23 protein-coding genes and 2 pseudogenes are annotated in these 24,615 nt (G+C 69.7%); 13 read left to right on the top strand and 12 right to left on the bottom strand.

Annotation, left to right across the window (positions count from 1 at the left end; all coding sequences use genetic code 11):
• Nucleotides 1-7: 7 nt before the first annotated feature.
• The 3 genes from CP978_RS30945 to CP978_RS30955 form a co-directional block, all read right to left on the bottom strand.
• Entirely contained in the window at nt 8-889 is an 882-nt protein-coding gene (locus tag CP978_RS30945) for an SDR family NAD(P)-dependent oxidoreductase (RefSeq protein ID WP_043446353.1), read from the bottom strand.
• Nucleotides 890-1,022: 133 nt separating this feature from the next.
• Nucleotides 1,023-1,601, bottom strand: coding sequence for a TetR/AcrR family transcriptional regulator (locus CP978_RS30950; protein ID WP_227745533.1), 579 nt, complete (start codon nt 1,599-1,601; stop codon nt 1,023-1,025).
• A gap of 60 nt (nt 1,602-1,661) precedes the next feature.
• A complete protein-coding gene (locus CP978_RS30955) occupies nt 1,662-4,289 on the bottom strand; it encodes a tetratricopeptide repeat protein (protein WP_158508368.1) in 2,628 nt (875 codons plus the stop codon).
• 145 nt (nt 4,290-4,434) lie between these two features.
• On the opposite strand from CP978_RS30955, the gene CP978_RS35085 reads away from it, so the two are divergent.
• The 6 genes from CP978_RS35085 (at nt 4,435) to CP978_RS30990 (ending at nt 8,368) form a co-directional block, all read left to right on the top strand.
• Nucleotides 4,435-4,926, top strand: coding sequence for a hypothetical protein (locus tag CP978_RS35085; RefSeq protein ID WP_158508369.1), 492 nt, complete (start codon nt 4,435-4,437; stop codon nt 4,924-4,926).
• A 656-nt stretch (nt 4,927-5,582) separates the two neighbouring features.
• Complete coding sequence (locus CP978_RS30970; RefSeq protein WP_227745535.1) at nt 5,583-6,086, top strand: DUF1990 domain-containing protein; 504 nt, start codon at nt 5,583-5,585, stop codon at nt 6,084-6,086.
• 150 nt (nt 6,087-6,236) lie between these two features.
• Nucleotides 6,237-6,527 (top strand): hypothetical protein, encoded by a 291-nt coding sequence (locus tag CP978_RS30975; RefSeq protein ID WP_227745536.1) that lies wholly within the window; start codon nt 6,237-6,239, stop codon nt 6,525-6,527.
• A 550-nt stretch (nt 6,528-7,077) separates the two neighbouring features.
• Nucleotides 7,078-7,350, top strand: a complete 273-nt coding sequence (locus CP978_RS30980; protein ID WP_043446358.1) for a hypothetical protein — start codon at nt 7,078-7,080, stop codon at nt 7,348-7,350.
• 71 nt (nt 7,351-7,421) lie between these two features.
• Nucleotides 7,422-8,057, top strand: coding sequence for a sigma-70 family RNA polymerase sigma factor (locus CP978_RS30985; protein ID WP_043446360.1), 636 nt, complete (start codon nt 7,422-7,424; stop codon nt 8,055-8,057).
• Nucleotides 8,054-8,368: a hypothetical protein gene (locus CP978_RS30990; protein WP_079162411.1), complete on the top strand. Its 315-nt coding sequence runs from the start codon at nt 8,054-8,056 to the stop codon at nt 8,366-8,368. Before CP978_RS30985 ends, CP978_RS30990 begins: the two co-directional genes overlap by 4 nt.
• A gap of 156 nt (nt 8,369-8,524) precedes the next feature.
• Here the strand turns inward: CP978_RS30990 and CP978_RS30995 are convergent, their stop codons facing one another.
• The 3 genes and pseudogenes from CP978_RS30995 to CP978_RS31005 form a co-directional block, all read right to left on the bottom strand.
• Complete coding sequence (locus CP978_RS30995; RefSeq protein ID WP_043446362.1) at nt 8,525-9,130, bottom strand: TetR/AcrR family transcriptional regulator; 606 nt, start codon at nt 9,128-9,130, stop codon at nt 8,525-8,527.
• Nucleotides 9,127-10,071 (bottom strand): SDR family NAD(P)-dependent oxidoreductase, encoded by a 945-nt coding sequence (locus CP978_RS31000; protein ID WP_043446367.1) that lies wholly within the window; start codon nt 10,069-10,071, stop codon nt 9,127-9,129. Before CP978_RS31000 ends, CP978_RS30995 begins: the two co-directional genes overlap by 4 nt.
• Nucleotides 10,072-10,783: 712 nt before the next feature.
• Nucleotides 10,784-11,194: pseudogene (locus CP978_RS31005) on the bottom strand (transposase); the annotation flags it as partial.
• 11 nt (nt 11,195-11,205) lie between these two features.
• On the opposite strand from CP978_RS31005, the gene CP978_RS31010 reads away from it, so the two are divergent.
• The gene (locus tag CP978_RS31010) at nt 11,206-11,517 is read left to right on the top strand and encodes a hypothetical protein (RefSeq protein WP_227745543.1); all 312 of its coding nucleotides are present in this window, start codon (nt 11,206-11,208) and stop codon (nt 11,515-11,517) included.
• Nucleotides 11,518-12,034: 517 nt separating this feature from the next.
• Here CP978_RS31010 and CP978_RS31015 read toward each other — a convergent pair.
• Nucleotides 12,035-12,460: a MerR family transcriptional regulator gene (locus CP978_RS31015; RefSeq protein WP_052454405.1), complete on the bottom strand. Its 426-nt coding sequence runs from the start codon at nt 12,458-12,460 to the stop codon at nt 12,035-12,037.
• A 125-nt stretch (nt 12,461-12,585) separates the two neighbouring features.
• Here CP978_RS31015 and CP978_RS31020 point away from each other — a divergent pair, with 125 nt between their 5' ends.
• The 5 genes and pseudogenes from CP978_RS31020 to CP978_RS31045 form a co-directional block, all read left to right on the top strand.
• The gene (locus tag CP978_RS31020) at nt 12,586-13,302 is read left to right on the top strand and encodes an SDR family oxidoreductase (RefSeq protein WP_043449962.1); all 717 of its coding nucleotides are present in this window, start codon (nt 12,586-12,588) and stop codon (nt 13,300-13,302) included.
• 101 nt (nt 13,303-13,403) lie between these two features.
• Nucleotides 13,404-13,892, top strand: coding sequence for an RHS repeat-associated core domain-containing protein (locus CP978_RS31025; protein ID WP_227745549.1), 489 nt, complete (start codon nt 13,404-13,406; stop codon nt 13,890-13,892).
• Between the two features lie 139 nt (nt 13,893-14,031).
• Nucleotides 14,032-14,607 carry a hypothetical protein gene (locus CP978_RS31030; protein WP_144401519.1) on the top strand — a complete coding sequence of 192 codons (576 nt, stop codon included), beginning with the start codon at nt 14,032-14,034 and terminating at the stop codon, nt 14,605-14,607.
• Between the two features lie 12 nt (nt 14,608-14,619).
• Nucleotides 14,620-14,964 (top strand): transposase, encoded by a 345-nt coding sequence (locus CP978_RS31035; protein ID WP_079162413.1) that lies wholly within the window; start codon nt 14,620-14,622, stop codon nt 14,962-14,964.
• Between the two features lie 703 nt (nt 14,965-15,667).
• Nucleotides 15,668-16,151, top strand: a pseudogene (locus tag CP978_RS31045) (transposase family protein); the annotation flags it as partial.
• A 39-nt stretch (nt 16,152-16,190) separates the two neighbouring features.
• On the opposite strand, the gene exaC reads toward CP978_RS31045, so the two are convergent.
• From exaC to xylB, 5 genes are all read right to left on the bottom strand, one after another.
• Nucleotides 16,191-17,714: an acetaldehyde dehydrogenase ExaC gene (gene exaC, locus CP978_RS31050; protein ID WP_043446373.1), complete on the bottom strand. Its 1,524-nt coding sequence runs from the start codon at nt 17,712-17,714 to the stop codon at nt 16,191-16,193.
• A 176-nt stretch (nt 17,715-17,890) separates the two neighbouring features.
• On the bottom strand, nt 17,891-19,168 hold the full coding sequence (locus CP978_RS31055; RefSeq protein ID WP_174498697.1) for a GAF domain-containing protein: 1,278 nt from the start codon (nt 19,166-19,168) through the stop codon (nt 17,891-17,893).
• A gap of 130 nt (nt 19,169-19,298) precedes the next feature.
• A complete protein-coding gene (locus tag CP978_RS31060; RefSeq protein WP_043446379.1) occupies nt 19,299-19,913 on the bottom strand; it encodes an N-acetylmuramoyl-L-alanine amidase in 615 nt (204 codons plus the stop codon).
• Nucleotides 19,914-20,313: 400 nt separating this feature from the next.
• Nucleotides 20,314-21,528, bottom strand: coding sequence for an ROK family transcriptional regulator (locus tag CP978_RS31065; protein WP_043446381.1), 1,215 nt, complete (start codon nt 21,526-21,528; stop codon nt 20,314-20,316).
• A gap of 17 nt (nt 21,529-21,545) precedes the next feature.
• Nucleotides 21,546-22,988, bottom strand: coding sequence for a xylulokinase (gene xylB, locus CP978_RS31070; protein WP_043446383.1), 1,443 nt, complete (start codon nt 22,986-22,988; stop codon nt 21,546-21,548).
• A 195-nt stretch (nt 22,989-23,183) separates the two neighbouring features.
• On the opposite strand from xylB, the gene xylA reads away from it, so the two are divergent.
• On the top strand, nt 23,184-24,350 hold the full coding sequence (xylA, locus tag CP978_RS31075) for a xylose isomerase (protein WP_043446384.1): 1,167 nt from the start codon (nt 23,184-23,186) through the stop codon (nt 24,348-24,350).
• The last annotated feature ends 265 nt before the right edge of the window (nt 24,351-24,615 follow it).

A 24,615-nucleotide genomic window follows, 5' to 3' on the forward strand; every position in this document is an offset into this window, starting at 1 on the left:
GCTTTCATCAACGGCCGTCCGGAAGGGGTGCCAGCTGTCGGCTGAGCTTGAGCACGGCGGTGACGGTCCGGGCGTCGGTGCTTCCGCGGAACGGGGGAACGGGGCGGGCCTGGGGGCCGATGAGCAGACCGGTCCGCCCGTCGAGTGCGGGATCGGTGGCCGCGACGACGGATGGCTCGGCGGCCTCGGACGCGGGGCCGGCGGTGGAGCGTTCGAAGGTGCGGCGGACCAGGGGCCACAGCAGCCGCAAGGGCGGGGAGACGATCCCGGGTGAGGTCATGGTGCCGTTGGTCATATCGGTCGCGGCACCGCCGGGGTCGGCGGCGAAGACGGTGACGCCGCTGCCGCGCAGCCGCTCGGCCAGGTCCAGGGTGTAGGCGAGGTTGGCGAGCTTGGCCCGGCCGTACCAGTGGAAGCCGTAGTAGCCGCCCGGCGGCTCGACCGCGTCGAAGGTGCGTTTGGCGACGCGGATCGCACCGGAGCTGACGTTCACGATCCGGCTCGGAGCGCCGGCTCGGAGCCGGTCGAGCAGCAACTCGGTCAGCAGATATGGCGAGAGATGGTTGACCGCGAACGACGCCTCGATCCCGTCGACGGTCTGCCGCCGTTGCGTGAACATCGCGCCGATGTTGTTGACCAGGACCTTCAGCGGCCCCTCGGCCGCCAGCCGGGCGGCGAGCGACCGGACCTCACCCAGCGATGCGAGGTCGACGGCAATGAACCGTGGCCCGCCTCCGGTGGCGACCGCGGCGATCCGCTCGACCGCGCGGGCACCCCGCTCGGCATCGCGGCCGACCACGGTGACGGCGAACCCGCGCTCCGCAGGACCCGACGCGGTCTCCAGGCCGATGCCTCCAGTCCCTGCCGTGACAACTGCCCGCTGCTCCATCGTGTCCGCCCTCCACTGCCCCGCCGGCGTTAATCGGATAGATATCCGTTTCGGTGGGGGCACGCTAACACAAGCGGATGACTATCCGCTTTGTGTGTTGGGCAATCCCCTGGTGTCGATTGCCGAGCTGCCGTCAGCGCGGGGGACGCAGGCCCTCCATGAGGACATCGAGGTAGACCTCGGTGCGTGCGGGATCGCTGTCACCGGCCCGCACGGCGTGCTCGATGCCGCAGAGCAGGCGACGCACGTCGTCGGCCTCGACGTCACGCCGGATGGCGCCCGCCACGCGGGCCCGGTCGAGCAGGTGGGCGACGGCCTCGTCGAGTTCGGCCTTCAGCTCCGAGGTGTGCGCCTCGGCATCGGCGGCGGACTCGAGAACGGCGGCAAACCCGGTGTCCTCCAACGCGCCCGCGAGGGTGAACCGCAGCAGGTGGTGCAGCCCCGCGAGGGCGTCTTCGGCGTCCGCCGCAGCCTGTGCCTCGCCGACCAGTTCTCTGAACCGCTCGGCCGACAGCGCCTCCCGCAGCGCATGCTGGTTGGGGAAATGCCGGTACACGGTACCCACACCTACACCGGCCAGCCGGGCGATGGCGTTCAACTGGAGCGAGTCGTCACCGGCGGCCAACTGCTCGCGGGCGACCTGCAACACCCGAGCACGGTTGCGGGCCGCGTCCGCCCGCAGCGTCGGCCCCTGATCGGCTTTCGGTGTCACGGGCCCCAGCATACGACTACGCCCATGGCAGGCAGACGGTGGCGATGTCGAGGGCGAAGCTCAGCCGGCGAGCGGGTGGCCGGCCAGTCTTTCACGCAGCTGCCCGACCTCCGGTGTGGCCAAGGGGGTGAGCAGTTCCAGCGCCCGCTCCCATGCGACACGAGCTTCGGTGAGATCGCCGACGGCTGCGTGTATGTCGCCGAGTACGCGCAGGGTACGTCCGTGCCTGAGCGGTGTGCCGAGTTCGGTCCAGATCCGGGCGGCCTTCAGAAGTGTGTCCACCGCCTGCGCCGGCCTTCCCTCGCTCTGCTGCAGTTCGCCGAGTGTGTGCAGCGTGAGCGCCTGTCCGAACGGTTCGCCGATCTGGTCGTAGATCCGCAGGCATTGGTGCAGCAGCGGTCGGGCCTGTGCCGGCTCTCGCCGGCGTACCAGGACATCGGCGAGCAGCTGCAGCGCGTTCGCCTCGCCGCAGGGCTCGCCGAGTTCCTGCGCGATCTCCAGCGCCCGGCTCAGGTGCCGCTGCGCCTGGTCGAGGTCGCCGATGGTCGTGCACAGCAGCCCCAGGCCGCGTTCGGACTGTGCCTCACCCCGGCGGTAGCCGGACGCCGATGCCAGGACCAGCGCCGTCCGGAAGCAGTCCTGGGCCTCGGTGGGCCGTCCCTGCTCCAGATGGGTCACGCCGGAACAGTGCAGGGCGTACGCCTGGGTGCGGACGCTCCCGTCATGTGCCGACGCGCGCGCCGCGGAGCCGAACGCGTCCAACGCGTCCTGGTGGCGCCCGCTGACCCGGTACATGTGGCCGAGGCCGTTGTCGCACACCGCGACCCCGTGCTCCTCGCCGAGCTCTGCGAAGAGGGCGCGTGCCTGTCGGAAACATGTGATCGACTCCGCGATGCGGTCCTGGCCGGTGTACAGCTCGCCCAGGCCGCGCAGGATCACGGCTGTGCCGAGCCGGTCACCGGCCGCGCGTACCACGTCGAGTACGCGCCGGTGAGTGTCGCCCCAGTCCGGGTAATGCGCGCGGAACTCGTAGAACGCGACCAGGGACGCGGCCAGCTCCCATGCTGCGGTGGGTCGGCCCGTCGCGGCGGCCTGGGCGATCAGCGCGGCCAGTGCGGCGCGCTCGGCGTCGAACCAGGCCAGCGGATCGCGCAACAGTGACCGGGTCAGGTCGTCGGCGAGCACATGCCGTACGGCACCGCCGCCGGGCCGGCTGAAGTAGCCGTGCGGCAGTGCCGCGTCGGTTCGCTCCGCCAGGTACAGCCACGCTCCCAGTGCCCGGTCCAGCACAGCCTCGTCCTCGCCCGGCGGCAGCTCTCGCTCTGCCTGTTCCCGGGCGAACAGGCGCACCAGGTCGTGGCACCGGCAGCGCGGGAAGGGACCGTCCGCCGCACCGTACCCCGGGCCGGCGACCTCCAGCATGTGCGCGGCGAGCAACTCGTCCAGCACATCCTCGGCGGTGTCGATGTCGCATTTCAGCAGGACCGTCGCCGTCCAGCTGGCGAAGTCCGGCACGTCCAGCAGGCCGATCCGCATCAGTAATCGGCGGGCGCGTGGGCCGAGCACCTGGTAGCTGAGGTTGACGCTGGCCCGCACCGCCAGATCCTGGTGCCGTAGCTCGTCCAGGCGGCGGTGTTCGTCGGCCAGCCGTGACACCCACCTGCCCACCGTCCAGTGCGGGTTGCCGGCGAGCCGGGCCGCGGCGATCCGCAGTGCGAGCGGCAGGCCGCCGCACAGCCGCACCAGCTCGTCGGCCGTGCCCGACTCGCGCGCCAGCCGCTCGGCGCCGACGATCTGGGCCAGCAGGCGGCGCGCGTCCTTCGGTGGCAGCGCGCCCAGCGTCAGCCGTCGCGCGGCGGGCAGGCCGGTGAGCTGATGACGGCTGGTCAGCAGCACCGCCGAACCGGTACCGGTCGGCACCAGGCGGGCCACTTGGTCTTCCGAGGTGACGTTGTCGAACACCACAAGCAGCCGCCGGTCCGCGGTCAGGCTGCGGTACAGGGCTGCCCGCTCGGTCGGTTCCGGGACGGCGCCGCCGCCGACGCCCAGGGCGCGCAGCAGGCGTGCGCCTATGTCCGCCTCCCGGTCGCCTGGACCGATCTCGACATAGAGCTGGCCGTCAGGGAACGCGTCGCGCGCGTCGAGCGCCGCCCGCACGGCCACGCTGGTCTTGCCCACACCGCCCGGCCCGGTGACCACCACCACCGGAGTCGGGCGGTCGGTGCCGGCACCGTCGACCCGCAGTGTGCCGGCGAGCACGGCCAGCTCGCGCTCGCGCCCGGTGAAGTCACCGGGCGCGGAAGGCAGTTGCCGGGGCACGGGCGACACCGTGTCCTGCGGGGTTTCCCTCGGGGCGGCATCGTCCGGCACCCCGGCCAGGGCCTGCATGCGGGCATGGGTCTCCAGTGCCGACTCGGCTGCGGGGATCAAGGCGTCTCCGGCGGCGGTGAGCCGGAACGGCCCCTTCCCGCGCTCGGCGAGGCAGACGCCCAGGCGATCTTCCAGAGCCCGGATCTGCTTGCTGAAAGCCGGTTGGGACAGGAACGCCCGTGCGGCAGCACGGCCGAAGTGCTGCTCCTCCACGAGCAGCAGGAACAGCCGCAGCTGATGAAAGGTGGGGTCCCGGCCGAGCACGGGATCGGCGAGGCGGCGACTCGGACGCTGACTTTCCCCCTGAGCTGGCGTCATATGCATCAGGTTATCGGCTCTGTCCCAAAAATTCATGGACATGCCACTACCTGGCTTGTGTCCCGACACGGCAGGATCAAGGCGCTCTGACATACACGCAACCCCGGCAATCCGGTCGGGGATGATCAATGGAGGATGAAGCGGGATGACGGGGAGAAACCGGATAGCGGTGGTGTTCGGCACGGTGATGCTGGTGCTCGCGGCGACGCTGGGGTTCACCGCCAGTGCGACCGCCGCGACCACGGCGACCGCCGCCACCGGAGGGCAGACCCTGGCCGAGGTGCGGGGCACCGTGGCCGGTGTGATGGGGGCCGACGTCGCTGCCAAGGGCAAGCAGGTGGCGCCGGGCGTGCTGGACTTCGGCGGCTTCATCGCCAAGTCCGCGACGAGCGCGCAGCTGGCCTGCCCGTACCAGTATCTGTGCATGGAAGTGCGGGGCACCGTGTTCAACTTCTACACCTGCGGCCTGTGGACCGTGGAGAACTGGTACGGAACGGGGCCGTGGAACAACAACCAGACCAAGGGCACCGTGGCCAAGTTCTACGGCCAGAGCGGCAAGGAGATCTGGAGGACCGGACCTGCCCCTGTCAGCGGCTCCGCCGACTGGGCTCCGGTGTGGTCGCTGCGCCCCTGCTGATGAGGGAGCGCCGGCCGGGTTCCGCCGGGTCATGAGTGAAGCCGCGCACTCGCAACCGGGAGTGCGCGGCTTCCTTCGGAGCGGGCGTCACCAGCCCAGATGCTGACCGGGAACCTTGCTGGAGTTTCATCGGCTCGGAGAACCGTCGGTTCACCATCAATGGCCTGCGTCAAGGCGTTCAACTGCTCTCGGGCTCGACTTCCGATCTGGAAGAACCGGCCCGAGCCGCTGCAGGCTGGCGAAGTTGCGGTCCAGGCCGCCATGCCATGGACTACGATCGCCGCCGACGAAGGGCGAGGAACCATCCGCTGCAGGAGGATCCAGCCCCGTGATACCGCCCATCCCTCGACCCGTCGGCGTGGTCGGACGAGTCGTTTCAGGAGCAGGACTCTGCTGGGTTCTCCATCATCGCCGCAGCCGTCATCGAGCCCGACGTGACCGAGCCGGCGCGAGAAGCCACATGATCCCCAAGAGGGCAAAGCCGGCCCGGTTCGTCAAGGAGGGGCCGGGGCGCCGTTCACGTTAGGCTCATGGCCCGATCCAGCCTTCCGAACAGGAACGCCATGCCCACCAGCCGTACGAGACGCGGCCCGTCGTCGGGCGAACTCACTTGCGGGCCGGCCGGCGCGACCCGGCCCGCCGAAGAACTCTGGCCGGTGGGGATCACAGGTCCGCGCCCCTACGCCCGTACCGTCGTCATCGGGCGCGGGGACACCGACTGGCGCGCCGCGGCGGACGCGGTGCTGCGCTGGGGCGTCAAGCGGCGCAGTGGCTTCACAGTGACGGGCCGCGACGGTGCCGGGGACCGGGTCGTCGAGGGGGCCGAGTACTGCATCACCGCGGCGTTCGGTCCGTTTGTGGTGCGGGAGCCCGTCCGGGTCGTCGCCGTCGTCGACACCCCGGACCGCTGCGGCCTTGCCTACGCCACCCTGCCCGGCCATCCCGTGAGCGGCGAGGAGGCCTTCGTCGTCCACCGATCTCCCGACGGCACGGTCACGCTGACGATCCGCTCCCTGACCCGTGCCGCCCCGCACGGGCCGTGGCGCCTGGTTTTCCCGGTGCTGCTGGTCGCGCAGCGGTTCTTCCGGCGCCGTTATCAGCGCGCCCTGCTGCCTGGTCGTCGAGCGGCCTGCGGTGACCCGTCGCCCCGCAGGGTGTAGCCCACTCTCCCCGGCCGCCAACTCACGACAGGCGCCTCTTCCGGAACGCCGCCGGCACCCTCGGTGCTCGCCGCACGCCGTGAACGCCCCGATGATGCGGGCGAGTTGCCGATTTCATGGACGTGCACCCGACTGATTATGATCTTGGTCATGACTGTGCAGAACCTTGACAAAACTCCTTCCCGTAAGCAGAGACTTCAGGAGAGGCAGCGCCGTCAGTTGGCGGTGGTCGACACCGTGGACAAGGCCGAGGCCAAGGTCCGCAAGGCAGAGGTCGAACTGGCCGCGGCGGTCACTGAGGCAGTGCAGGTCTTCGGCGACGAGCAGTCCGCGTCCGAGGGACTCGACATGTCGGTCGAAGTCATCCGGCGCTTCCTCCGTATGACACGGGACGAAGTGGCCGGGGACGACAACGCCGCCGAGGTCGACGGCACTTCCTGAGTCGGGCGTTCGTGGCGAGCCGTGGTGCGCGATCGGTGTCGACGCCCCGTACTGCCGCAAGCGGCGCCACCCAAGACGGGTCAGCCCCGCCGCTGACCCGGCAAGCCGTCCGTGGGAGGCCCCAGACGGCGACCGGCCGTGCGGCAGGCAAAGAACCGGTGATCCGGGAGCCTCTCGCCCGTGCCCACGCGCTCGATGGCAAGACGGATCGCCGCGTCGATCGACCCCGGCGACGCCACGACGAGCCTGAGGGGATCGAGATCGGCTGGATGCATCACGCAGCCATGCGCCCAGCTGAAGTCATCCACCGGCAGCACTTGGGGGCGAGCACGTGAGGCCTCTCCCACCCTTGCCGAGCGGGGCCGCATCGCCCATGACAAGGAGACGGCCGGCTGGCCCGGCGAAGGCTGCGGATTTCTTGCGGATCTCGACAACCTCGGGTGGGGCCGCACGTCTGGTGGGGTGAAAGGCGGTTTCCGGGACGGGATTTTCAGTTCCGGTGCTGCCTGACCTGTCAGTGTTGTCCACGAACTCTCTGGGGTCGTTTCCTATGCGACACATCCGAGCCAAGAAGTCGAACCGTTCCCTTCGCACCTGGGTGCTGGGATCGACTGCCGGTCTCGCCCTGGTGGTGGGCGGCGGCATCGCCGCTCAGGCGGCCACCGCCGGCCACGCACACCCGGCCAAGTCGGGCACGTCGGCCACGGCCGACCCGAAGCCCGTGCCCTCCACCCCGGGCAAGGGGACCTCTGCCGACGCCGAGCCGATTCCGGTCCCGGGTGACGCGAACGGCAAGCCATACCCGGGTAACACCAGCCGCTGAGCCGCCGACCATAGGCGTGGCGGGGCCGGACAGGAGCCGGCCCCGCCGTACTCCTGATGTGAACGAGGACGATGCAGCTCACCCTTCACCTGCCCTGGTGGGCCCGGCTACTGCGCCGCGCCCGGACCACCTCCTCCACCCCGGCGTCGGGCGCGCCGCACCCCGGCCGACGATTCCGGCATCTGGGTTCGGTGGCCGACCGGGACAGCGAGGAAGACTCCCCCACACTCGCCGATCTGTACCGGACCCGGCGGCTCGACATGGTCCGGCTGGCGGCCTTTCTGGTGGACGACCTGCACACCGCCGAAGACGTCGTCCAGGACGCCTTCGCCGCCGTCTGCCGTCGGCACGGCGAACGGCTGGACGACCTCCAGGACGCACACGCCTACCTCCACACCGCGGTCGTCAACGCCGCCCGCTCGGTGCTGCGTCGGCGGCGCACCGCGCGCGCGTACACCCCGCCGTACCAGGGCCCCGGGGCGCCGGTCGACGAACTGCTGCTGCTCGCCGAGGAGCACCGGCAGGTCTTCGACGCGCTGGCGCAACTCACCGCGCGCCAGCGCGAGGTACTGGTCCTGCGTTACTGGTCCGACCTGATGACCGAGGCGCAGATCGCCGAGACCCTCGGCGTGTCCCGTGGCACCGTCAAGTCGACAGCGAGCCGCGCGCTCGCCACGCTGGAACAACTCTTGGAGGTGGACAGATGAGTACTCGGGCACCGATCGAGGAACGACTGCGCGCTGCGCTTGAAGCGCGCGGGCAGCTCATCAGCGCCCACGACCTGTCACCGGCCCGCCCGCCTGTCGGAAGCACCTGGGGCACACGCAAGATGCGGCGGGTGCTGTACGTTGCCGCAGCCGCCACCGCGGCGGCCGTGGCCGCCGTCGTCCTCCTGCTGTCCTCCAACACTCCGGACCGCCCCCGCCCGACGCCGCCCGCACGACATTCCAGCCCCACCGTCACTCCTACCTCCACCGTCCCGGACCCGGTGCCCTCCCCTGTCGCATCCACGCCCTAGCAGGGCTCTGTGAGAGATCGTTCGACGCCCGCCACATGGGATGGAGGCACGTCGTTGCCGACTGATCGGGAACCGTATCCGCCCCAGTGCTGGATTGGTGGCCGAGCCCGCCGCGAGGTGGCGCATGTCCCGGCTGAGCGAAGGCCGGTCCGCCGGTTATGCGCCGGTGGTGCCCAGCAGGAGGTCGAAGGCGTCATTCGCCTCGCGGAGCACCGCCGTCGCGTCGTGGCTGCCGAGGCGCCACGCCGCCTGGTAGCAGGCGACGGTCAACTGGGCGGCGAGGACGGCGGTGGCCGGCGGGGTGCCGTGGTCGATCAGGTGGTTCTCGAGGAGGTCGGCGTAGTGCCGGGTCTTGCGGGTGTGGCGGTCTTCGAGCTCGGGGTGCTGCTTGACCAAGCGGTGGTAGACCGCGTAGTGGCCGGGGTTGCGAGCGGCCTCGGTGCAGATCACGAGCAGCAGCCGTCGAGATGTGGCCAGTGCCTGCGCGAGATCCTGGAGAGGCTCGGCGGGCGCATCGCGCATGGCCGCGGTGAGCGCGCGCAGGAAGTCGTCCTCGGTGGAGAAGACGACTTCCTGCTTGTCGCCGAAGTAGCGGAAGAAGGTGGTGCGGCCGATCTCGGCCCGCTGGGCGATCTCGTCCACGGTGACGACATCGAACCCCCGCTCCATGAAGAGCGCGAAGGCCGTCTCGATGATCCGTTCCCGGGTCTGGCGGCGTTTGCGGTCCCGCAATGACTCCACCGGAACCTTGTTCGTGCTCATTCGGCCAGGATATCCGCCCGTCCCGTCCGGCGGTCGGCGTCGACGAGGCGGGCGGCCTCGCGCCACAGCTCCTCCTCGCGGGCCTCGTCGTGCGACTCCGGCGACGACGGCACATGGCGACCGCGATCGAGGTAGGACCCGGTCCGGGCGGTCAGCCCGGTCAGGATCGTCTCAGCGAGCCGCGCGCCCGCCTGCTGCGGCGTCATGCCCCGGCCGAGGAATCGCTGAACCTGGAAGAACCCGTTGAGCACGCCCCGCACGGGCCCCGGGGCGTGGCGGAAGAAATCGGTGCCCGCGACGAGCGCCGGGTTGTAGGAGTAGACGCCGACGCTGTCGGGCAGGCGGCGGGCCAGCGCGTGGGTCAGGTAGATGACGCCGAGTTTGCTGGTCGCGTACGCCCGCCCGGCCTCCCGCGCTCCACCGGCACGAGGCGTGGCCAGTCGTTCCGGCGTCTCCCAGCGCGGCGGCGGCGTGGCGCCGAGCGTATGGCGGAACTGCCCGAAGTGGCAGTCGCTCGAGGTGAGCACGATCCAGCCCGGACCGGTGAACCGGGGCAACAGCTCCCTGACGAGCAGGTAGTGGGACAGCACATTGACCCCGAAGGTCATCTCGTACCCGTCCATGGTGCGTTTCTCGGTCGTCGTGACCGTCAGGCCGGCGTTGCCGAGATAGCCACCGAGCGGCGGCAGGTACCCGGTGTCGAGCCCCCGCAGAATCTCCTCCACCGCCCGCCTGATCTCGGCGAGCGAAGCGAGGTCACAGTCCACGCCCGTGACCCCGGAAGCGCCGGTGGCCTGGGCGAGCTCCGCCGCGAGCTGTTCGCCGCCGCGGCGAGCCAGCAGGACGTAGTGGTCCTGCGGCCGTTCCCGGATCAGCAACTCGACGGACTCGCGGCCGAAGCCGCGGGTCACGCCGGTCAACACGATGGTCCGGCTGTCCATGACAGACTCCTTGGTATCAAGTTCCAAGTGGTACTCAGTACCGTAACACTCCATGGCTCACTTCCGCATCGAGCGATGAAACCGCAGCTGACACGGCGGCAGCGGAATCAGTTATCTGACGCCCCGATAGCAGAAAGGTGTCGTTGAGCTGCGAGGATGCGAGTGTCCAGGTCGTGTCCGCTACAGAGGGCAAGGCACCCTTCTGGTGGTCGAGAGTGCAGGCTGGGACCATCGGCTGTCCGCGGTGGCTGACGGGAAGAGACTGGTCGGGCATGCCAGAGCGGTGCTGCTACGCCGACGAGGCGTCCCTGGCGACGATCGCGAAGGTGCGGGCGCACCAGCATGTGCGGAGTCTGCTGCGTCTGCGGCCGGGGAATGTCGGCGCCAACACCGTGGAAGGGCGCCTGCCGGGTGTCTGCCCTGGTCAGGCGCCCTTTTCTGCGCCTGGAAGAAGCCGAGCTTCTTCGGCGAGTACGACACCAGTAGCTTCTTGGTCTGCTGGTGGTACATCTTGCATGGCGCGGTGACCAGGGAAAACGGAGGCGGGATCTGCGGCGTGTGGAGTGTTGGCCCGCGTATGGTCCGGATCTTGGTACTGATTGAGGCGGTGGGCGTGTCAGCCCGGAGGTAGGTCCCGCACGGGGGTCTCCTGGATGACCAGTGATCGCCCGCAGTTGTGGTGCGGGCCTGATTGTTTTGGTGGACCCGCTGGCGCCCGTTTCAGGCCGTGTTTGCCGCGGTCGACCGGGGAACGCCCGGCCACCTCACCGCCTCCTGGAGCTTTGGTGATGGGGCTGTCTATGGCGATCTGGTCGAGGACGAGACCGACGATCGGGTCGTAGGCGTCGAGCGCGGTCTGCTTGAGTCGGGCGAAGACGCCCAGTCGTATCCATTCGTCGCGGCGGCTGCGGATCGTGGTGGCCGAGCAGGCTGTGTCGGCGATCGCCTCGTAAGAACAGCCGAAGCGCAGCAGTTGCAGCATCTTGTCGAAGATAACCCGGTCGCTGATGCGTCGGCGGTGGCAGCCAAGTGGATGGTCCGGGTGGTATTCCGGCCGCTGGGGCAGCAGGACCGCGAATTGGTCCCAGAGCGGCTCGGTCAGGCGTGACGGAAGTGCAGGCACGGGTCCCCTCGGTGGTCACGGAGCGTCAGCAACTCCATGATCAACGGGACCTGTGCCCGCTCGGCTACCTACCTTCCCAACCGCGCGAGAAGCAGGCTGAATGGCGACCAGAGATCGTCGCCCGACTGCAGAAGACAACCTCCTCGACCGACGGGGCATCGGTCATCGCCAACGTTCGCGTAGCGGCGGCGCTCGAAATCTTGTGGATCGTCCTCGGGCAATGGAGTGCGAGCGACGGCCAAGAGGACCTCGGCAAACTGCTGGACGCTGCATTCGCCGCCTTCTCGACCCCGGCATGCCACCAGACGGACGCTCCGTTGTAAAGGGCCGAGGCGGCGGCTTCCTCGGCGGCGCCGAAGCGGCCGAAATGAGAGGTCGACCCGCGGCGGTGATGGCGTCGTCGGAGTCCAGCCCTGGCCGCGAGTGCAGGAGTGGGGTGTCGATCCGGCCGAAACGGACGGTGTCCACGCGCAGCCGTGCGGGGCCGCCGAGGCCCCCACAGCACCTGTCTGCGCGACCTCTAAGCAGAGCGAGTACGTGCACATCGACGGTCTGTTCGGCGAGGCGGCAAGCGCGGCACCATCCACCAGGCGTACCGCGACGGAATGGAGGCCGGCTCGCCCCGCGCCCGTTGCGCGATCCGGACGCGCCCGAGCTGGACGGGGGCGACGGGAGCGGGCTGGACTGAAGGCCAGTGGCCGACCAGGGCGGTGATCAGCGTGCGCGCCACCGGCCTCATCAGCCGTCTTGCGGCGGCCACGGTCAGCTCCCAGAGCGCACGCGGCTTGATGAAGTGCTGCATGCCGGGCCGGGTCACGGCGGACGACGATCAGATTCGCGCTATGCGCCGACACCCTTGGCAGGCGTCCTGTCCTGCCGCGTCCCGATCCGGTCCGGGTCGAGCGAGGGCGGGCACGATGCGGTGTCAGGGTGCAGAGCGAGTGCGATCAGTACATCAAGTCTTTCGCTCGCGGCCTGTAGTTGGGCGGTCTTCGTCTCGATGCGGGCACGCTCTTGCAGCAGGCTGTCCAGTAGCTCGGGGCCCACCGAGCGGGCGTCGATGGCGGGTAGGAGTGCGGCGATCAGGCGGCTTCCGAGGCCGGCGCTATAGAGCTCCTGGATGAGTTTCACCCGGTCGACGGCTACCTCGGGGTAAAAGCGCTGGCCGCCGGACGTGCGCTGGGGGCTGAGCAGGAGCTGCTCCTCGTAGTAGCGCAGGGCTCGTGTGCTGACCCCGGCCCGGTCGGCCAGTTCTCCGATACGCATCACGACTCCTTCTGCTCGTCCTGTCGCCACTCGTCGACTTGCACTTCACATTGACGTCAAGTTTTAGCGTAGTCGAACACCGGAGCGGGATCGGACCATACTCCCGCCCGAGGAAGGGAATGACCATGGACATCGCCGGTTCCACCGCACTCGTTACCGGAGCCAATCGAGGGATCGGTCGGCGCTTCGTCGAGCATCTGCTGGAGCGCGGAGCCGAGAAGGTCTACGCGACCGCTCGCCGTCCGGAATCGATCGGCAGCCTGGACCCACGGATCACACCGCTGCACCTGGACCTGCTGGACGAGGAATCGATCTCCAAGGCGGCCGCGGTGGCAAAGGACGTCACACTGCTGGTCAACAACGCCGGCATCAGCACCGGCGCGAACCTCCTGACAGACGACCTGGGAATGATCCGGCAGGACCTGGAGACGCACGTTTTCGGCACCCTGAGGGTCATCCGCGCCTTTGCCCCGGCCCTGGCCTCCAACGGCGGGGGCGCGATCGTCAATATCCTCTCCGTGTTGTCGTGGGTGGCCACCGCCGAAGGGTCAGGCTCGTACTCGGTCGCGAAGGCCGCGGAGTGGAACATGACCAACGGCGTACGTGTCGAACTCGCCGGCCAAAAGACCCTCGTCCAAGGCGTACACCTGGGGGCCGCGGACACCGACATGATGGCGGGACGCGACGCACCCAAGATTGACCCGGCAGATGTCGCACGCGCCGCACTCGACGGCGTACAGGCAGGAGTCATCGAGGTGCTGGTCGACGACCCCAGCCGCTTCGTCAAATCCGTCCTGGGCGGCGACCTCGGGCAGCTCTACGGCCAGCCGTCAGGCAACTGACCTTACCTCGCTGCGCCTGTCGTCAAACGAACGAATGACGACAGGCGCAGCGGGCCGGCCGCCTGGCCTCCTCGGCCACCAGCGACAGCGGCACCTCCTGGTTGACCACGAGCACCACGGTGAACCACTACAGCTGTGGCTGTGACACTCCGTCGTGGACGGTCACCACCGCGGGCTCCGCTTCCACGGTCAGCCGCCATGTGTCCGACCTCTCCGGCGGCCTGGCTATCACCACCAGTGCCACCGGAGACGCGGTCCTGCAACTGCCCAACCTGCACGGTGACATCTCCGTCCATCTGGACCTGGAGACCGCCGTTGCCGCGGTTCAGCGCTACGACGAGTACGGCAACCCGCTGGACGCCACCGCCGCCGCAGCGAAGTACGGCTCCCTGGGCGCCTACCAGCGAGCCACCGACGGCCTGGGCGGGTACACCCTCGTGGGTGTCCGCGTCTACGATCCGACAACCGGCCGCTTCCTCCAGACCGCCCCGGTCTACGGCGGCAATACCAGCGCCTACATCTACCCCGCCGACCCGATCGGTCAGGCGGACCGGAGTCGGATCGAGGGAAGTACAGGGCCATGGGGATGACCTTCTGGTTCGACTGGAGGGGTAACGTCGAATTCAGCGGAAAATGCACCGTCCAAGGTATCTGCGTGAAGAGCCCGATGCTGAACGTCTACGGCCTTTTCACCTGAGGGCCTTCGGGCTGATCACCACCGGGGGAGGATTGGACCGCCAGTTCTCCCCCGGCTTTCATTGCAATCGTGAGGCGGCGACGATGTCGAATTTTGCGGACTGGCAGGACCGGATGCTGCGAGCGGTCTGGCGTCACGGGGAACAGCTACCGGAAGGGGTGTTGACGTGGATGTCCGAACTGTACGGCGAACTCGGAGAAATTCCGCAAAGAGAGTTCTGTGAATCTTGGACCGCGCGAACCTTTTCCATGGCACGATCGGCGTTCGAGGTGGTCGTCAGGTCGGCGGAGGAGGAGACAGGGAAAGCGGCCACCGGGGAAGGATTCTGCTACATCGACTACTTGCGCGACCCGGATTTGGGGCCGGTCGGCGTGGTTCGCATCAAGTCCGCAGAGGTTTCGACGCCCGATTGGGCAGAGGTCCTGGGTGCGGTGGCGGAAGGAGTGCAAGAATTCATGATGAGCCACTATCGTGTGGCCTGGCCCATCTGTAGTGATCACGGCCGCGGTCTGCATGTGGGTTATTTCTATGAGACCGCGGTCTGGAAATGCACAGGAGGGACTGCAGAAGGTCACGTGGTAAGAACGTCTGCCATGGGTAAGCGTTAGCGCGAGCCATAGTTGACCGCACGTCCTCGCCGCTCGTTCACGCCGGAGTTCAAGGAAGAGATCGTCGAGCTGTGCCAGCGCGGTGACCGCTCCATCGGTCAGGTTGCCAAGGGCTTCGATCTGACCGAGACCGCGGTGCGGGACTGGGTGAAGCAGGCCGAGTTCGACAACGCCGAGTGCGAGGAACTGGCCCGGCTGCGGGAGGGCGTGGAGGTCCTCAAGCGTGCAACAGCTTTCAATGTGACCTTTATGGGCGCGTTCGGGCAGGCGGCCAACTCCTGGGTAAGGGCTGCCTGTTCCGCCTCAACGACGGCGAGCTGCCAGCACATCTTCTTCGTCACACGGTCTGTGAGGTAGGTGCACCGGTCGCTGGAGAACGAGGGTAGCCGCTGGGCCGGGTCTCGGTCCCCCTTCGATCTATTTGTCGCCGCCGATACCACTCACAGGGACCGCGGATCACCGAGTCGTTCGCGTAGCGCTCCCGCTAAGAGCTGTCCCGTAACTGCTGGTTACAGATATATTGACCTTGGGGGCGTCTGGCGTGATCACGGCTTCGGAGCCGACCTGGATAGCCTCGTTCACGGGAAGGTCAAGGCCTGAGACGGCCGCATGTCCCCTCAGCCGCCTACGATGCGGACATGCCATCTTCTGGGATCGCGCCGGAAAGCCGTCGCGGGGGAACGAGGTCGACCGGCCTGGCGCCTGCACGAGCGGATCGGATCATCAGAGCACTGTCGTGGTGGTGCGCGTCTGCGCCCCTTCTCCTGTTCGTCCCGGCAATCGCGCATGCGATGGGGTTGCCGGACGTGCGACGAGAGACCGGCTGGGTGTTCGGCCTGATGGCACTGGTCACTGCCGTGCTCGCACCAGCAGCGGGATTTACAGTGGCTCAGGTTGGAGACCGGCGAGAGGCATGCGGGCGATTCCTGATCATGGCTGCGGTGTCCAGTGTGCCGATTCTCTTCTTGTTCTTCGGAGTGCTGCTCGCCGAGTGCCCGGACGGATACCACTGCTAAAGGCTGTCCCGTTAACTGCTCGTCAGGGATGGGATGATCTTGGGGTGTCTGGTGTGATCACGGCGTCGGAGTCGTCCGGGATAGCGCCGTTCACCGGACTGAGCCCACGGCAGTTCGGCAAACTGATCACCGCACTGCGACGCGAGGGCGCCGATCCGGTCCGCAAGGGCCGACCTTGGAGCCTGCCGCTGGAGGACCGGGCCCTGCTGGTCGCCGCGTACTGGCGAACCAACCTCACCCTGCGCCAACTCGCCCCACTGTTCGGGGTGTCGAAGTCCGCGGCCGACCGGATCATCGACCAACCTCGGGCCCGCACTCGCGCTCCAGCAGCGCAAGCGGTTCGCGAAGGACACCGTGCTGATCGTGGACGGCACCCTGGTACCCACCCGCGATCACACGGTGGCCGAGCAGTCGAAGAGCTACCGGTACCCCACCAACCACCAGGTCGTCATCGACGCCGACAGCCGGCGCGTCGTCGCCGTCGGCCAGCCACTGCCCGGCAACCGCAACGACTGCAAGGCGTGGGAACTGGTGGAACGGAGTGTCCAGGCAACCGACTTGAGGCTTCTAGAAGAGCCCAAGTTTCTTCGGACTGTATGAAACAAGAACGTTCTTGGTCTGCTGGTAGTGCTCCAGCATCATCTTGTGGGTCTCGCGGCCGATGCCCGAGCCCTTGTAGCCGCCGAACGCCGCGTGTGCCGGGTAGGCGTGGTAGCAGTTGGTCCAGACGCGGCCCGCCTGGATGGCTCGGCCCGCGCGGTACGCGATGTTGATGTCCCGTGTCCACACGCCGGCGCCGAGGCCGTACAGTGTGTCGTTGGCGATCTTGATGGCGTCGTCGAAGTCGTTGAACGACGTCACCGACACCACGGGGCCGAAGATCTCCTCCTGGAAGATCCGCATCCGGTTGTCGCCCTCGAAGATGGTCGGCTGGACGTAGTACCCGCCCTTCAACTCGCCGTCGTGCTCGATGCGTTCACCGCCCGTGAGGATCTTCGCGCCCTCCTGCCGGCCGATGTCGAGATACGAGAGGATCTTCTCCAGCTGGTCGTTCGAGGCCTGGGCGCCGATCATCGTGTCGGTGTCCAGCGGGTGCCCGGTCCTGATCTTCTCCGTCCGGGCGACCGCCGACTCCATGAACTCGGCGTACTGCCCCCGCTGGACCAGCGCGCGCGACGGACATGTGCACACCTCGCCCTGGTTGAGCGCGAACATGGTGAAGCCTTCCAGCGCCTTGTCGCGGAAGTCGTCGTTCGCCGACCAGACGTCGTCGAAGAAGATGTTCGGGGACTTGCCGCCGAGTTCGAGCGTCACAGGGGTGATGTTCTCGGAGGCGTACTGCATGATCAGCCGCCCCGTCGTGGTCTCTCCGGTGAACGCCACCTTCGCGACACGCGGGCTGGAGGCGAGCGGTTTGCCCGCTTCCACTCCGAAACCGTTGACGATGTTCAGCACACCCGGCGGCAGCAGATCGGCGACCAGGCTCAGCCAGTAGTGGATGGACGCCGGGGTCTGCTCGGCAGGCTTGAGAACGACCGCGTTGCCCGCGGCGAGGGCCGGAGCCAGCTTCCAGGTGGCCATCAGGATGGGGAAGTTCCACGGGATGATCTGCGCGACCACACCGAGAGGCTCATGGAAGTGGTATGCGACCGTGTCGTCGTCGACCTCGCCCAGCGAGCCCTCCTGCGCACGGATCGCGCCCGCGAAGTAGCGGAAGTGGTCGATGGCGAGCGGGATGTCCGCGGCCAGCGTCTCCCGGACCGGCTTGCCGTTCTCCCAGCTCTCGGCCACCGCCAGCTGCTCCAGATTTGCCTCCATCCGGTCGGCGATCTTCCGGAGGATGTCGGAGCGCTCGGTCGCCGACGTACGGCCCCAGGCGGGAGCGGCGGCGTGCGCCGCGTCCAGCGCCCGTTCCACGTCCTCGGCGGTTCCCCGGGCGATCTCCGTGAACGGTTGCCCGTTCACCGGAGTCGGATTCTCAAAGTACTGGCCACGGGCCGGCGGGACATACTCACCGCCGATGAAGTGGTCGTAGCGCGACTGGTAGGAGACGATCGAGCCCGAGGTACCGGGCGCTGCGTAACGGGTCATACGGGTCTGCCTCCCGGGAAAGCGCCGCCCGCCGTTGGGCAGCTCTCGACGCGATGCTAGAAAGCGGGACGTTGCGCCTACGTTGCGTCGCGGCCGTGCCGAACGGGTGGCGCAGCCCCGGAGGCGGCCGGGAGCTCACCGAGGGCCGTGCGGGGGCGCCTCTGCCGTGCCGTTCGTCAGCACACGGCCGGACGTGCCCAGCCCGCCGGTGCCGCCAGCTCCGTCTCCAGTTCCTCCAGACGTGCCCGTACGGCCGCCGTCGGCGTCACCGTCGCCAGCGCCCGCCAGATGTCGAGGTCGTCCTCGCCCCATGGTGCGCAGGCCCACCGGGCGAGCAGGTCGGGGTCGCGGCGGGCGATGAGCGCCGCCCGCAGCCCGTCGTCGAGCCTGCGGCGCAGCCGGGCTACCGCCGGCGCCTGCGACCCCGGCAGCAACGGACCCCGGTATGCGGTCGCTGCTTCCGCGACCGCTCCCGATGCCAGCCGTCGCTCCACGACCGCGATGTCCGACTCGACGCCGGCCGTGAGCCGGTAGGGACGCGAGGCCAGCAGCCCCGGGCCGAGGATCCGACGCAGCCGTGCCAGTTCGGCCCGCAGCGTCACCGGCGTGACCGACTCGTCCTCGTACAGTGCGCACAGCAGTTCGTCGCCGGTCAGTCCCTCCGGGTGCCGGGCCAACAGCACCAGGATCTCGCTGTGCCGGCGGCTGAGCCTGATCTTCCGGCCACGGGCCAGGAGGCAGGCCTCGTCGCGGCCCAGCGCGGTCAGCTCCAGGGTGTCCGCCGCGGCCCCCGCCGGTGACAGAAGCGCCAGATGGGACTCGGCGGCACGTGCCACGGCCTGGACGAACCCCAGACTGTGCGGGTGCGCGAGTTCATCACCGCCGGTGATGTCCAGTGCTCCGAGCACCCGCCCGGTGCGCGGATCGTGCACCGGTGCCGCCGCGCACGTCCACCGCTGGACCCGCAGGGCGAAGTGCTCGGCCGCGAACACCTGCACAGGCCGGTCGACGGCGACGGCCGTGCCCGGCGCGTTGGTGCCGATCGCCGACTCCGCCCAGCGCGCCCCCGGCACGAAGTTCATCCGGTCCGCCCGCCGCCGAGTCGCCAGATGTCCCTCGACCCACAGCAGCCTGCCCTGCGCGTCACACACCGCCAGCAGATGCTTGCCGTCCGCGGCGAACGGCCCCAGCAGCTCGCGGACCAGCGGCATCACCCGGGCCAGCGGATGCTCCGCCCGATAGGAGCCGAGATCGCCGTCCGTCAGCTCCACCCGCGCCGTACCGTCCGGACCGACACCCGCCCGTGCCGAACGCCGCCAGGAGTCGGCGACCACCGGACGCACCGGCCGCTCCACCGTGCCCACCGCGGTGAACACCTCATGGGCACGACGCAGCTGCCGCACCCGCTCGACGGGATCGGCCCCCGGTTCCAGGGCCACCCACGGATCGGTCACTTCGGCCTCCCGGGACAGCAAACCTAGGGCCCATCGTCACTCCCGGGGTGGCTTACGACAACCGTCAGGACCGTCGCCCTGCCGACCGGGACATCGGCGTCGCTCCGCCGGCTCGGGTCCTCGCCCTCGGTCAAGCGCGGCTGACCAGCCGCATATAGCGGTTCCAGTCCCACTTCGGTCCCGGATCGGTGTGGTCGGTGCCGGGGACCTCGTAGTGTCCGATGATGTGTTCCCGGTCCCTCGGGATGCCGTATCTGGTGCAGATCCCCGCCGTGAGCCTGGCCGACTCCTCGTAGAGGGCGTCCGTGAAGTACCCGGGCCGCTCCACCCATCCTTCGTGCTCGATGCCGATGCTGCGTGTGTTGTAGTCCCAGTTGCCCGCGTGCCAGGCGATGTCGTGCTCATGGACGCACTGCGCGACATGTCCGTCCGCCGACCGGACCACATAGTGCGCGGACACCTCCTTGCGTGGGTTCCGGAAGATGCCCAGCGTGGTCGTGTAGGTCGCCTGCGTCACATGGATGACGACGCGATCGAGCGGGTGGCTCGCCGGTCGTCGGGAGGCCGTGTAGTTGGACGGGTCCGCCGGCAGCCAGTCGGCCCAGTGGTGCTCCACGGTGCGCGGGCGCGCACGGGCCGGTGCCGAGGGCAGCAGGGCATAGGGAATCACGGCGAGAGCCGCGCCCTTCAGCAACCGCCGCCTGCCCGTGAGGTGTCCCGCTTCTTGCGATGAGGTTCGTTCCATGGCCAGAGTGCCCTCCGCGCTCGGGTTCGCCGATGTGTGCCGATCGTGTTCCTCGTGTGCTCAATGTCCTGGCACGGCCGCCGTTTCGCGGCCGCCCGACGCGCGCCCGGTCACCGGACCACGGCTGCGCGTCGTGCGAATCACCGTACGGCGCCGGGAGTTTGGGCGAGGACGGCGCGGTGACTTCGGTGGACAGGCGCGGGATTGTGGACAACTCCGTCACCCGTTCGAGGGCAGGCGGCTCGGACGCGAGATCCGGCGGCTGCCGGAAGGACCGACAACTGCCGGGGGACCGCAGGTTATGTCCTCCCGGCCGTCACCACCGGTACGCCCCGCCGTCGGCCACTCCCCGCCGGTCCCCGGCCACCCCCGGCCCGTCGGTCCCCGGCCACCCCGGCGGCTATGCCTGCCCCGCCACCGACACCGTCGCCGGATCGTCGAGCACCGCCCGCACCACCGAGTGCGCGGCACCCAGCAGCGGTCCCTCGGAGCCCAGTCGGGAGACCGCCACCGCGCAGGGCGGCCCCGCCGTCCGCCGTGCCAGCTCCCGTTCCAGAGACGGCAGCAGCCAGGGCGCCAGGGCCACCAGAGCCCCGCCCAGGACGACCGTCTCCGGGTCCAGCAGATTGACCGCACCGGTCAAGGCGATACCGAGCGCGGTCCCGGCGCCCCGCAGGGCACGGCGTACGTCCCTGTCGCCCTGCGCGGCACGCTCGGCCAGCAGTTCGACATGGTCCTCGCCCGGTGTCAGCCCCGCCGCCCGCAGCACCGCCTCCTCACCGGCGTACTGCTCCAGACAGCCACGCCCGCCGCACGCGCACCTCGGACCCTCCGGGCGCACCGGCACATGTCCCAGCTCTCCCGCGAACCCACGCGTGCCGCGCAGCAGCCGTCCGTCCACGACCACCGCGCCGCCGATGCCGATCTCCGCCGAGACATGCAGGAAATCCCGGGGGGTGTTCTCGCCGAGCCAGAGTTCCGCGAGCGAGCCGAAGTTGGCCTCGTTGTCCACGGTCAGCGGCAGACCGGTGGGCAGCAGCGGCCCCAGGTCGAGGTCGTGCCAGTCGAGGTTGGGGGCCCGGACCACGGTTCGGGCGTCACGCGCGACCAGACCGGGCACCGCGACCGCGAGCCCCGTCGGCCGCAGCCCCTCCCGTTCCGCCCGCGCCACGACCTGCTCCACCAGAGCGGTCAGTTCGGCGAGCACCGGCTGCGGCGGGCGGCCCCGGTTGGTGCCCTGCCGCACCGCCCGCGCCCGCACGGCACCGCGCAGATCGACCGCGTACACCGCGAGGTGATCGACGCCGATCTCGGCGCCGATCCCGGCGGGACCGCGCCCGCTGACGGCCAGCGCCGACCCGGGGCGCCCGACCCGGCCGGGACGCTCCGGACCCAGTTCCTCCAGCAGCCCCGCACGGATCAGCTCGTCGACCAGGGTGGAGACCGCCGCCCGGGTCAGCCCGATACGGGCGGCGACCGCGGCGCGCGACAGTGGCCCCTCGGCGCTCACGGTGTGCATGACCCGCGCCAGATTGCGCCGGCGCATGCCCTGCTGGGTGTTGGGCAGCCCAGGGCCGGGCCCGGACGGATGAGCCTCGTGCAGCGGTGCGGTCATGCCTCCCCCGGATCTCGTCAGCGCCGTTCCGGTTCCCGCTCCAGGAGCGGCGCCGCGTCGGAGAGTACCCCGGCGATCCTGGTCAGCGTCGCCTCGTCCCGCTCCACGGCATCGAGGACCGGCCCCCGGGCGGTGTCCCAGCGCCGGGCCACGGCGGCCGGGTCCTCGCCCGTCAGCAGTCCGGCGGCCTGTGCGGCTGCGCCGAGGGCGACCAGTTCCTTGGCCTCGGGCACCTGGACGGGGCGCCCGGAGAGCCGCCGCACGGTGTCCTGCCAGGCCCTGCCCCGTGCGCCGCCGCCGATCAGCAGCAGTGGCGCCGAGCGGTCCGCGTCCGCGTCGAGGACCAGGTCGAGCGCGCCGAGCAGGGAGTGCACCGCTCCGTCGTACGCCGCCTGCAGCAGTTGTCCGGCCGTGGTGTCCTGCCGCAGGCCGTGCAGCAGTCCCGAGGCGTGCGGCAGGGCCGGGGTGCGCTCGCCGTCCAGGTAGGGGAGCAGCGTCACCCCCGTGGTGGGCTCGACGGCCTCACGGTCCAGGCCCAGCAGGGTGGCGATCCGGTCGACGGCCTGGGTGCAGTTCAGGGTGCAGGCCAGGGGCAGCCAGTCGCCGTGCGCGTCCGCGAAGCCCGCCACCGTGCCGGTCGGGTCGGCGGGGCGCCGCTTCGAGACCGCGTACACCGTGCCGGAGGTGCCCAGGCTCAGGGCCGGAACGCCGGCGCGCAGTCCGAGGCCCATCGCGGCGGCCGCGTTGTCACCCGTGCCGGGCGCGACCAGGGTGCCCTTGGAGAACGGCAGATCATGGGTGTGCACCGTGCCGGCCACCTCGCCGGGGCGCACCACTCGCGGCAGCAGCGCCGGGTCGAGGCCCACGTGCGCGAGGGTTTCCTCGTCGTACGACTCCGTCGTGGACGCCCACCATCCGGTGCCGGAGGCGTCGCCACGGTCGGTCGTGCCCTCCCCGGTGAGGCGTTCCGTCAGATAGTCGTGGGGCAGGCGGACGGCCGCGGTGGCGTGCACGGCCTCCGGCTCGTTCTCGGCCAGCCAGGCCCACTTGGTGACCGTGAAGGACGGGCCGGGGACGCTTCCCGTACGGTCCGCCCAGGCCTTGGGACCGCCGAGCTCCTCCACCAGCCGGCGGGCCTGCGGCGCCGAGCGCACATCGTTCCACAGCAGCGCCGGGCGCACCGGGTCGCCGTTCGCGTCCAGGGTGACCAGGCCGTGCTGCTGGCCGCCGATCGACACCGCGGCGGCCTCGTGGGCCGCCTCACCACACTGGCGCAGGGCCTCGCACAGGGCGTCCCACCACTGGCGGGGGTCGCTCTCGCGGCCCTCGCCCGAGGACACGGTGTGCGGCGCCTGGCCGCTCGCCACCACCTGTCCGGTCGCCACGTCGACGACCAGGGCCTTGGTGGACTGGGTGGACGAGTCCACCCCGACGACGAGCGGACCCTCGGCTGCTGACATCGGGCTCTCCCTCTTCCGCGGCTCGCGGATCCGGCCTGTGGGGCGTGCCGCGGACCGGGCAGGACCGGCGTGCACGCGTCGTCACCGTACGAAGTCTCCGTGCGGGGACACATCGTCTCTTCCCAGAGATGCCTTCGCATACTAATTTGTTAAGCGCCATGACGAAATAGTCTTCAGCGAGCAAGGAGCCGTGGCATGAGCTACCAGCCCACCCCCGAGGACAGGTTCACCTTCGGCCTGTGGACCGTCGGCTGGCAGGGACGGGACCCGTTCGGCGACGCCACCCGGCGAGCCCTGGACCCGGTGGAGACCGTGCAGCGCCTCGCCGAGCTCGGGGCCCACGGGGTGACCTTCCACGACGACGACCTGATTCCCTTCGGATCGTCGGACAGCGAGCGCGAGGGGCACATCAAGCGCTTCCGGCAGGCCCTCGACGCGACCGGCATGACCGTGCCGATGGCCACCACCAACCTGTTCACGCACCCCGTCTTCAAGGACGGCGGGTTCACCGCGAACGACCGGGACGTGCGCCGCTACGCCCTGCGCAAGACCATCCGCAACATCGACCTGGCCGCGGAACTGGGCGCGAAGACGTATGTCGCCTGGGGCGGCCGTGAGGGCGCCGAGTCCGGTGGTGCCAAGGACGTGCGAGTCGCCCTCGACCGTATGAAGGAGGCCTTCGACCTGCTCGGTGAGTACGTCACCTCCCAGGGCTACGACCTGCGCTTCGCGATCGAGCCCAAGCCGAACGAGCCGCGCGGCGACATCCTGCTGCCCACCGTCGGCCACGCCCTGGCGTTCATCGAGAAGCTGGAGCGCCCGGAGCTGTACGGCGTCAACCCGGAGGTGGGCCACGAGCAGATGGCCGGCCTCAACTTCCCGCACGGCATCGCGCAGGCCCTGTGGGCGGACAAGCTCTTCCACATCGACCTCAACGGCCAGTCCGGCATCAAGTACGACCAGGACCTGCGCTTCGGGGCGGGCGATCTGCGGGCCGCCTTCTGGCTCGTGGACCTCCTGGAGAGCGCCGGTTACAGCGGTCCGCGCCACTTCGACTTCAAGCCGCCGCGGACCGAGGACCTCGACGGCGTGTGGGCCTCGGCCGCGGGCTGCATGCGCAACTACCTGATCCTGAAGGAGCGTGCCGCGGCCTTCCGCGCGGACCCGGAGGTCCAGGAGGCCCTCCGCGCCTCCCGTCTGGACGAGCTGGCCCAGCCGACCGCCGCGGACGGGCTGGAGGCGCTGCTCGCGGACCGCAGCGCGTTCGAGGAGTTCGACGTGGACGCGGCCGCTGCCCGCGGCATGGCGTTCGAGCGCCTGGACCAGCTCGCCATGGACCATCTGCTGGGCGCACGCGGCTGATCGCTGCGGTCCTTCACCGAACGGCGGCCCCCGCACGGACGTTACGGACTCATGTGCTCTCCGCCATGAGTCCGTGCACCTCCCGCGCGGGGGCCGCGCCATGACCGGCCTGCCCAGTGTCTCTTCTCAGGGACGACTGGGGGACACGGCTCAGGGTTCTCTCAGGGGTCAGGACCGGAACCGCGCGCCGCACGCACCCGTTCTCAGGACAGAGAGCGGTGCCGCCGAGGCCCGCGAGCGGCCGTGGCCGCGAAGGAGGCGACAT

It is taken from the genome of Streptomyces nodosus (assembly GCF_008704995.1).
Lineage (GTDB): Bacteria > Actinomycetota > Actinomycetes > Streptomycetales > Streptomycetaceae > Streptomyces > Streptomyces nodosus.

What these genes read in the sequence shown, in the direction of transcription:
- CP978_RS30945 (WP_043446353.1), bottom strand. Translation starts at nt 889, where the DNA reads ATGGAGCAGCGGGCAGTTGTCACGGCAGGGACTGGAGGCATCGGCCTG.
- CP978_RS30955 (WP_158508368.1), bottom strand. Translation starts at nt 4,289, where the DNA reads ATGACGCCAGCTCAGGGGGAAAGTCAGCGTCCGAGTCGCCGCCTCGCC.
- CP978_RS35085 (WP_158508369.1), top strand. Translation starts at nt 4,435, where the DNA reads ATGACGGGGAGAAACCGGATAGCGGTGGTGTTCGGCACGGTGATGCTG.
- CP978_RS30975 (WP_227745536.1), top strand. Translation starts at nt 6,237, where the DNA reads ATGACTGTGCAGAACCTTGACAAAACTCCTTCCCGTAAGCAGAGACTT.
- CP978_RS30980 (WP_043446358.1), top strand. Translation starts at nt 7,078, where the DNA reads ATGCGACACATCCGAGCCAAGAAGTCGAACCGTTCCCTTCGCACCTGG.
- CP978_RS30985 (WP_043446360.1), top strand. Translation starts at nt 7,422, where the DNA reads ATGCAGCTCACCCTTCACCTGCCCTGGTGGGCCCGGCTACTGCGCCGC.
- CP978_RS30990 (WP_079162411.1), top strand. Translation starts at nt 8,054, where the DNA reads ATGAGTACTCGGGCACCGATCGAGGAACGACTGCGCGCTGCGCTTGAA.
- CP978_RS30995 (WP_043446362.1), bottom strand. Translation starts at nt 9,130, where the DNA reads ATGAGCACGAACAAGGTTCCGGTGGAGTCATTGCGGGACCGCAAACGC.
- CP978_RS31000 (WP_043446367.1), bottom strand. Translation starts at nt 10,071, where the DNA reads ATGGACAGCCGGACCATCGTGTTGACCGGCGTGACCCGCGGCTTCGGC.
- CP978_RS31015 (WP_052454405.1), bottom strand. Translation starts at nt 12,460, where the DNA reads ATGCGTATCGGAGAACTGGCCGACCGGGCCGGGGTCAGCACACGAGCC.
- CP978_RS31020 (WP_043449962.1), top strand. Translation starts at nt 12,586, where the DNA reads ATGGACATCGCCGGTTCCACCGCACTCGTTACCGGAGCCAATCGAGGG.
- exaC (WP_043446373.1), bottom strand. Translation starts at nt 17,714, where the DNA reads ATGACCCGTTACGCAGCGCCCGGTACCTCGGGCTCGATCGTCTCCTAC.
- CP978_RS31060 (WP_043446379.1), bottom strand. Translation starts at nt 19,913, where the DNA reads ATGGAACGAACCTCATCGCAAGAAGCGGGACACCTCACGGGCAGGCGG.
- CP978_RS31065 (WP_043446381.1), bottom strand. Translation starts at nt 21,528, where the DNA reads ATGACCGCACCGCTGCACGAGGCTCATCCGTCCGGGCCCGGCCCTGGG.
- xylB (WP_043446383.1), bottom strand. Translation starts at nt 22,988, where the DNA reads ATGTCAGCAGCCGAGGGTCCGCTCGTCGTCGGGGTGGACTCGTCCACC.
- xylA (WP_043446384.1), top strand. Translation starts at nt 23,184, where the DNA reads ATGAGCTACCAGCCCACCCCCGAGGACAGGTTCACCTTCGGCCTGTGG.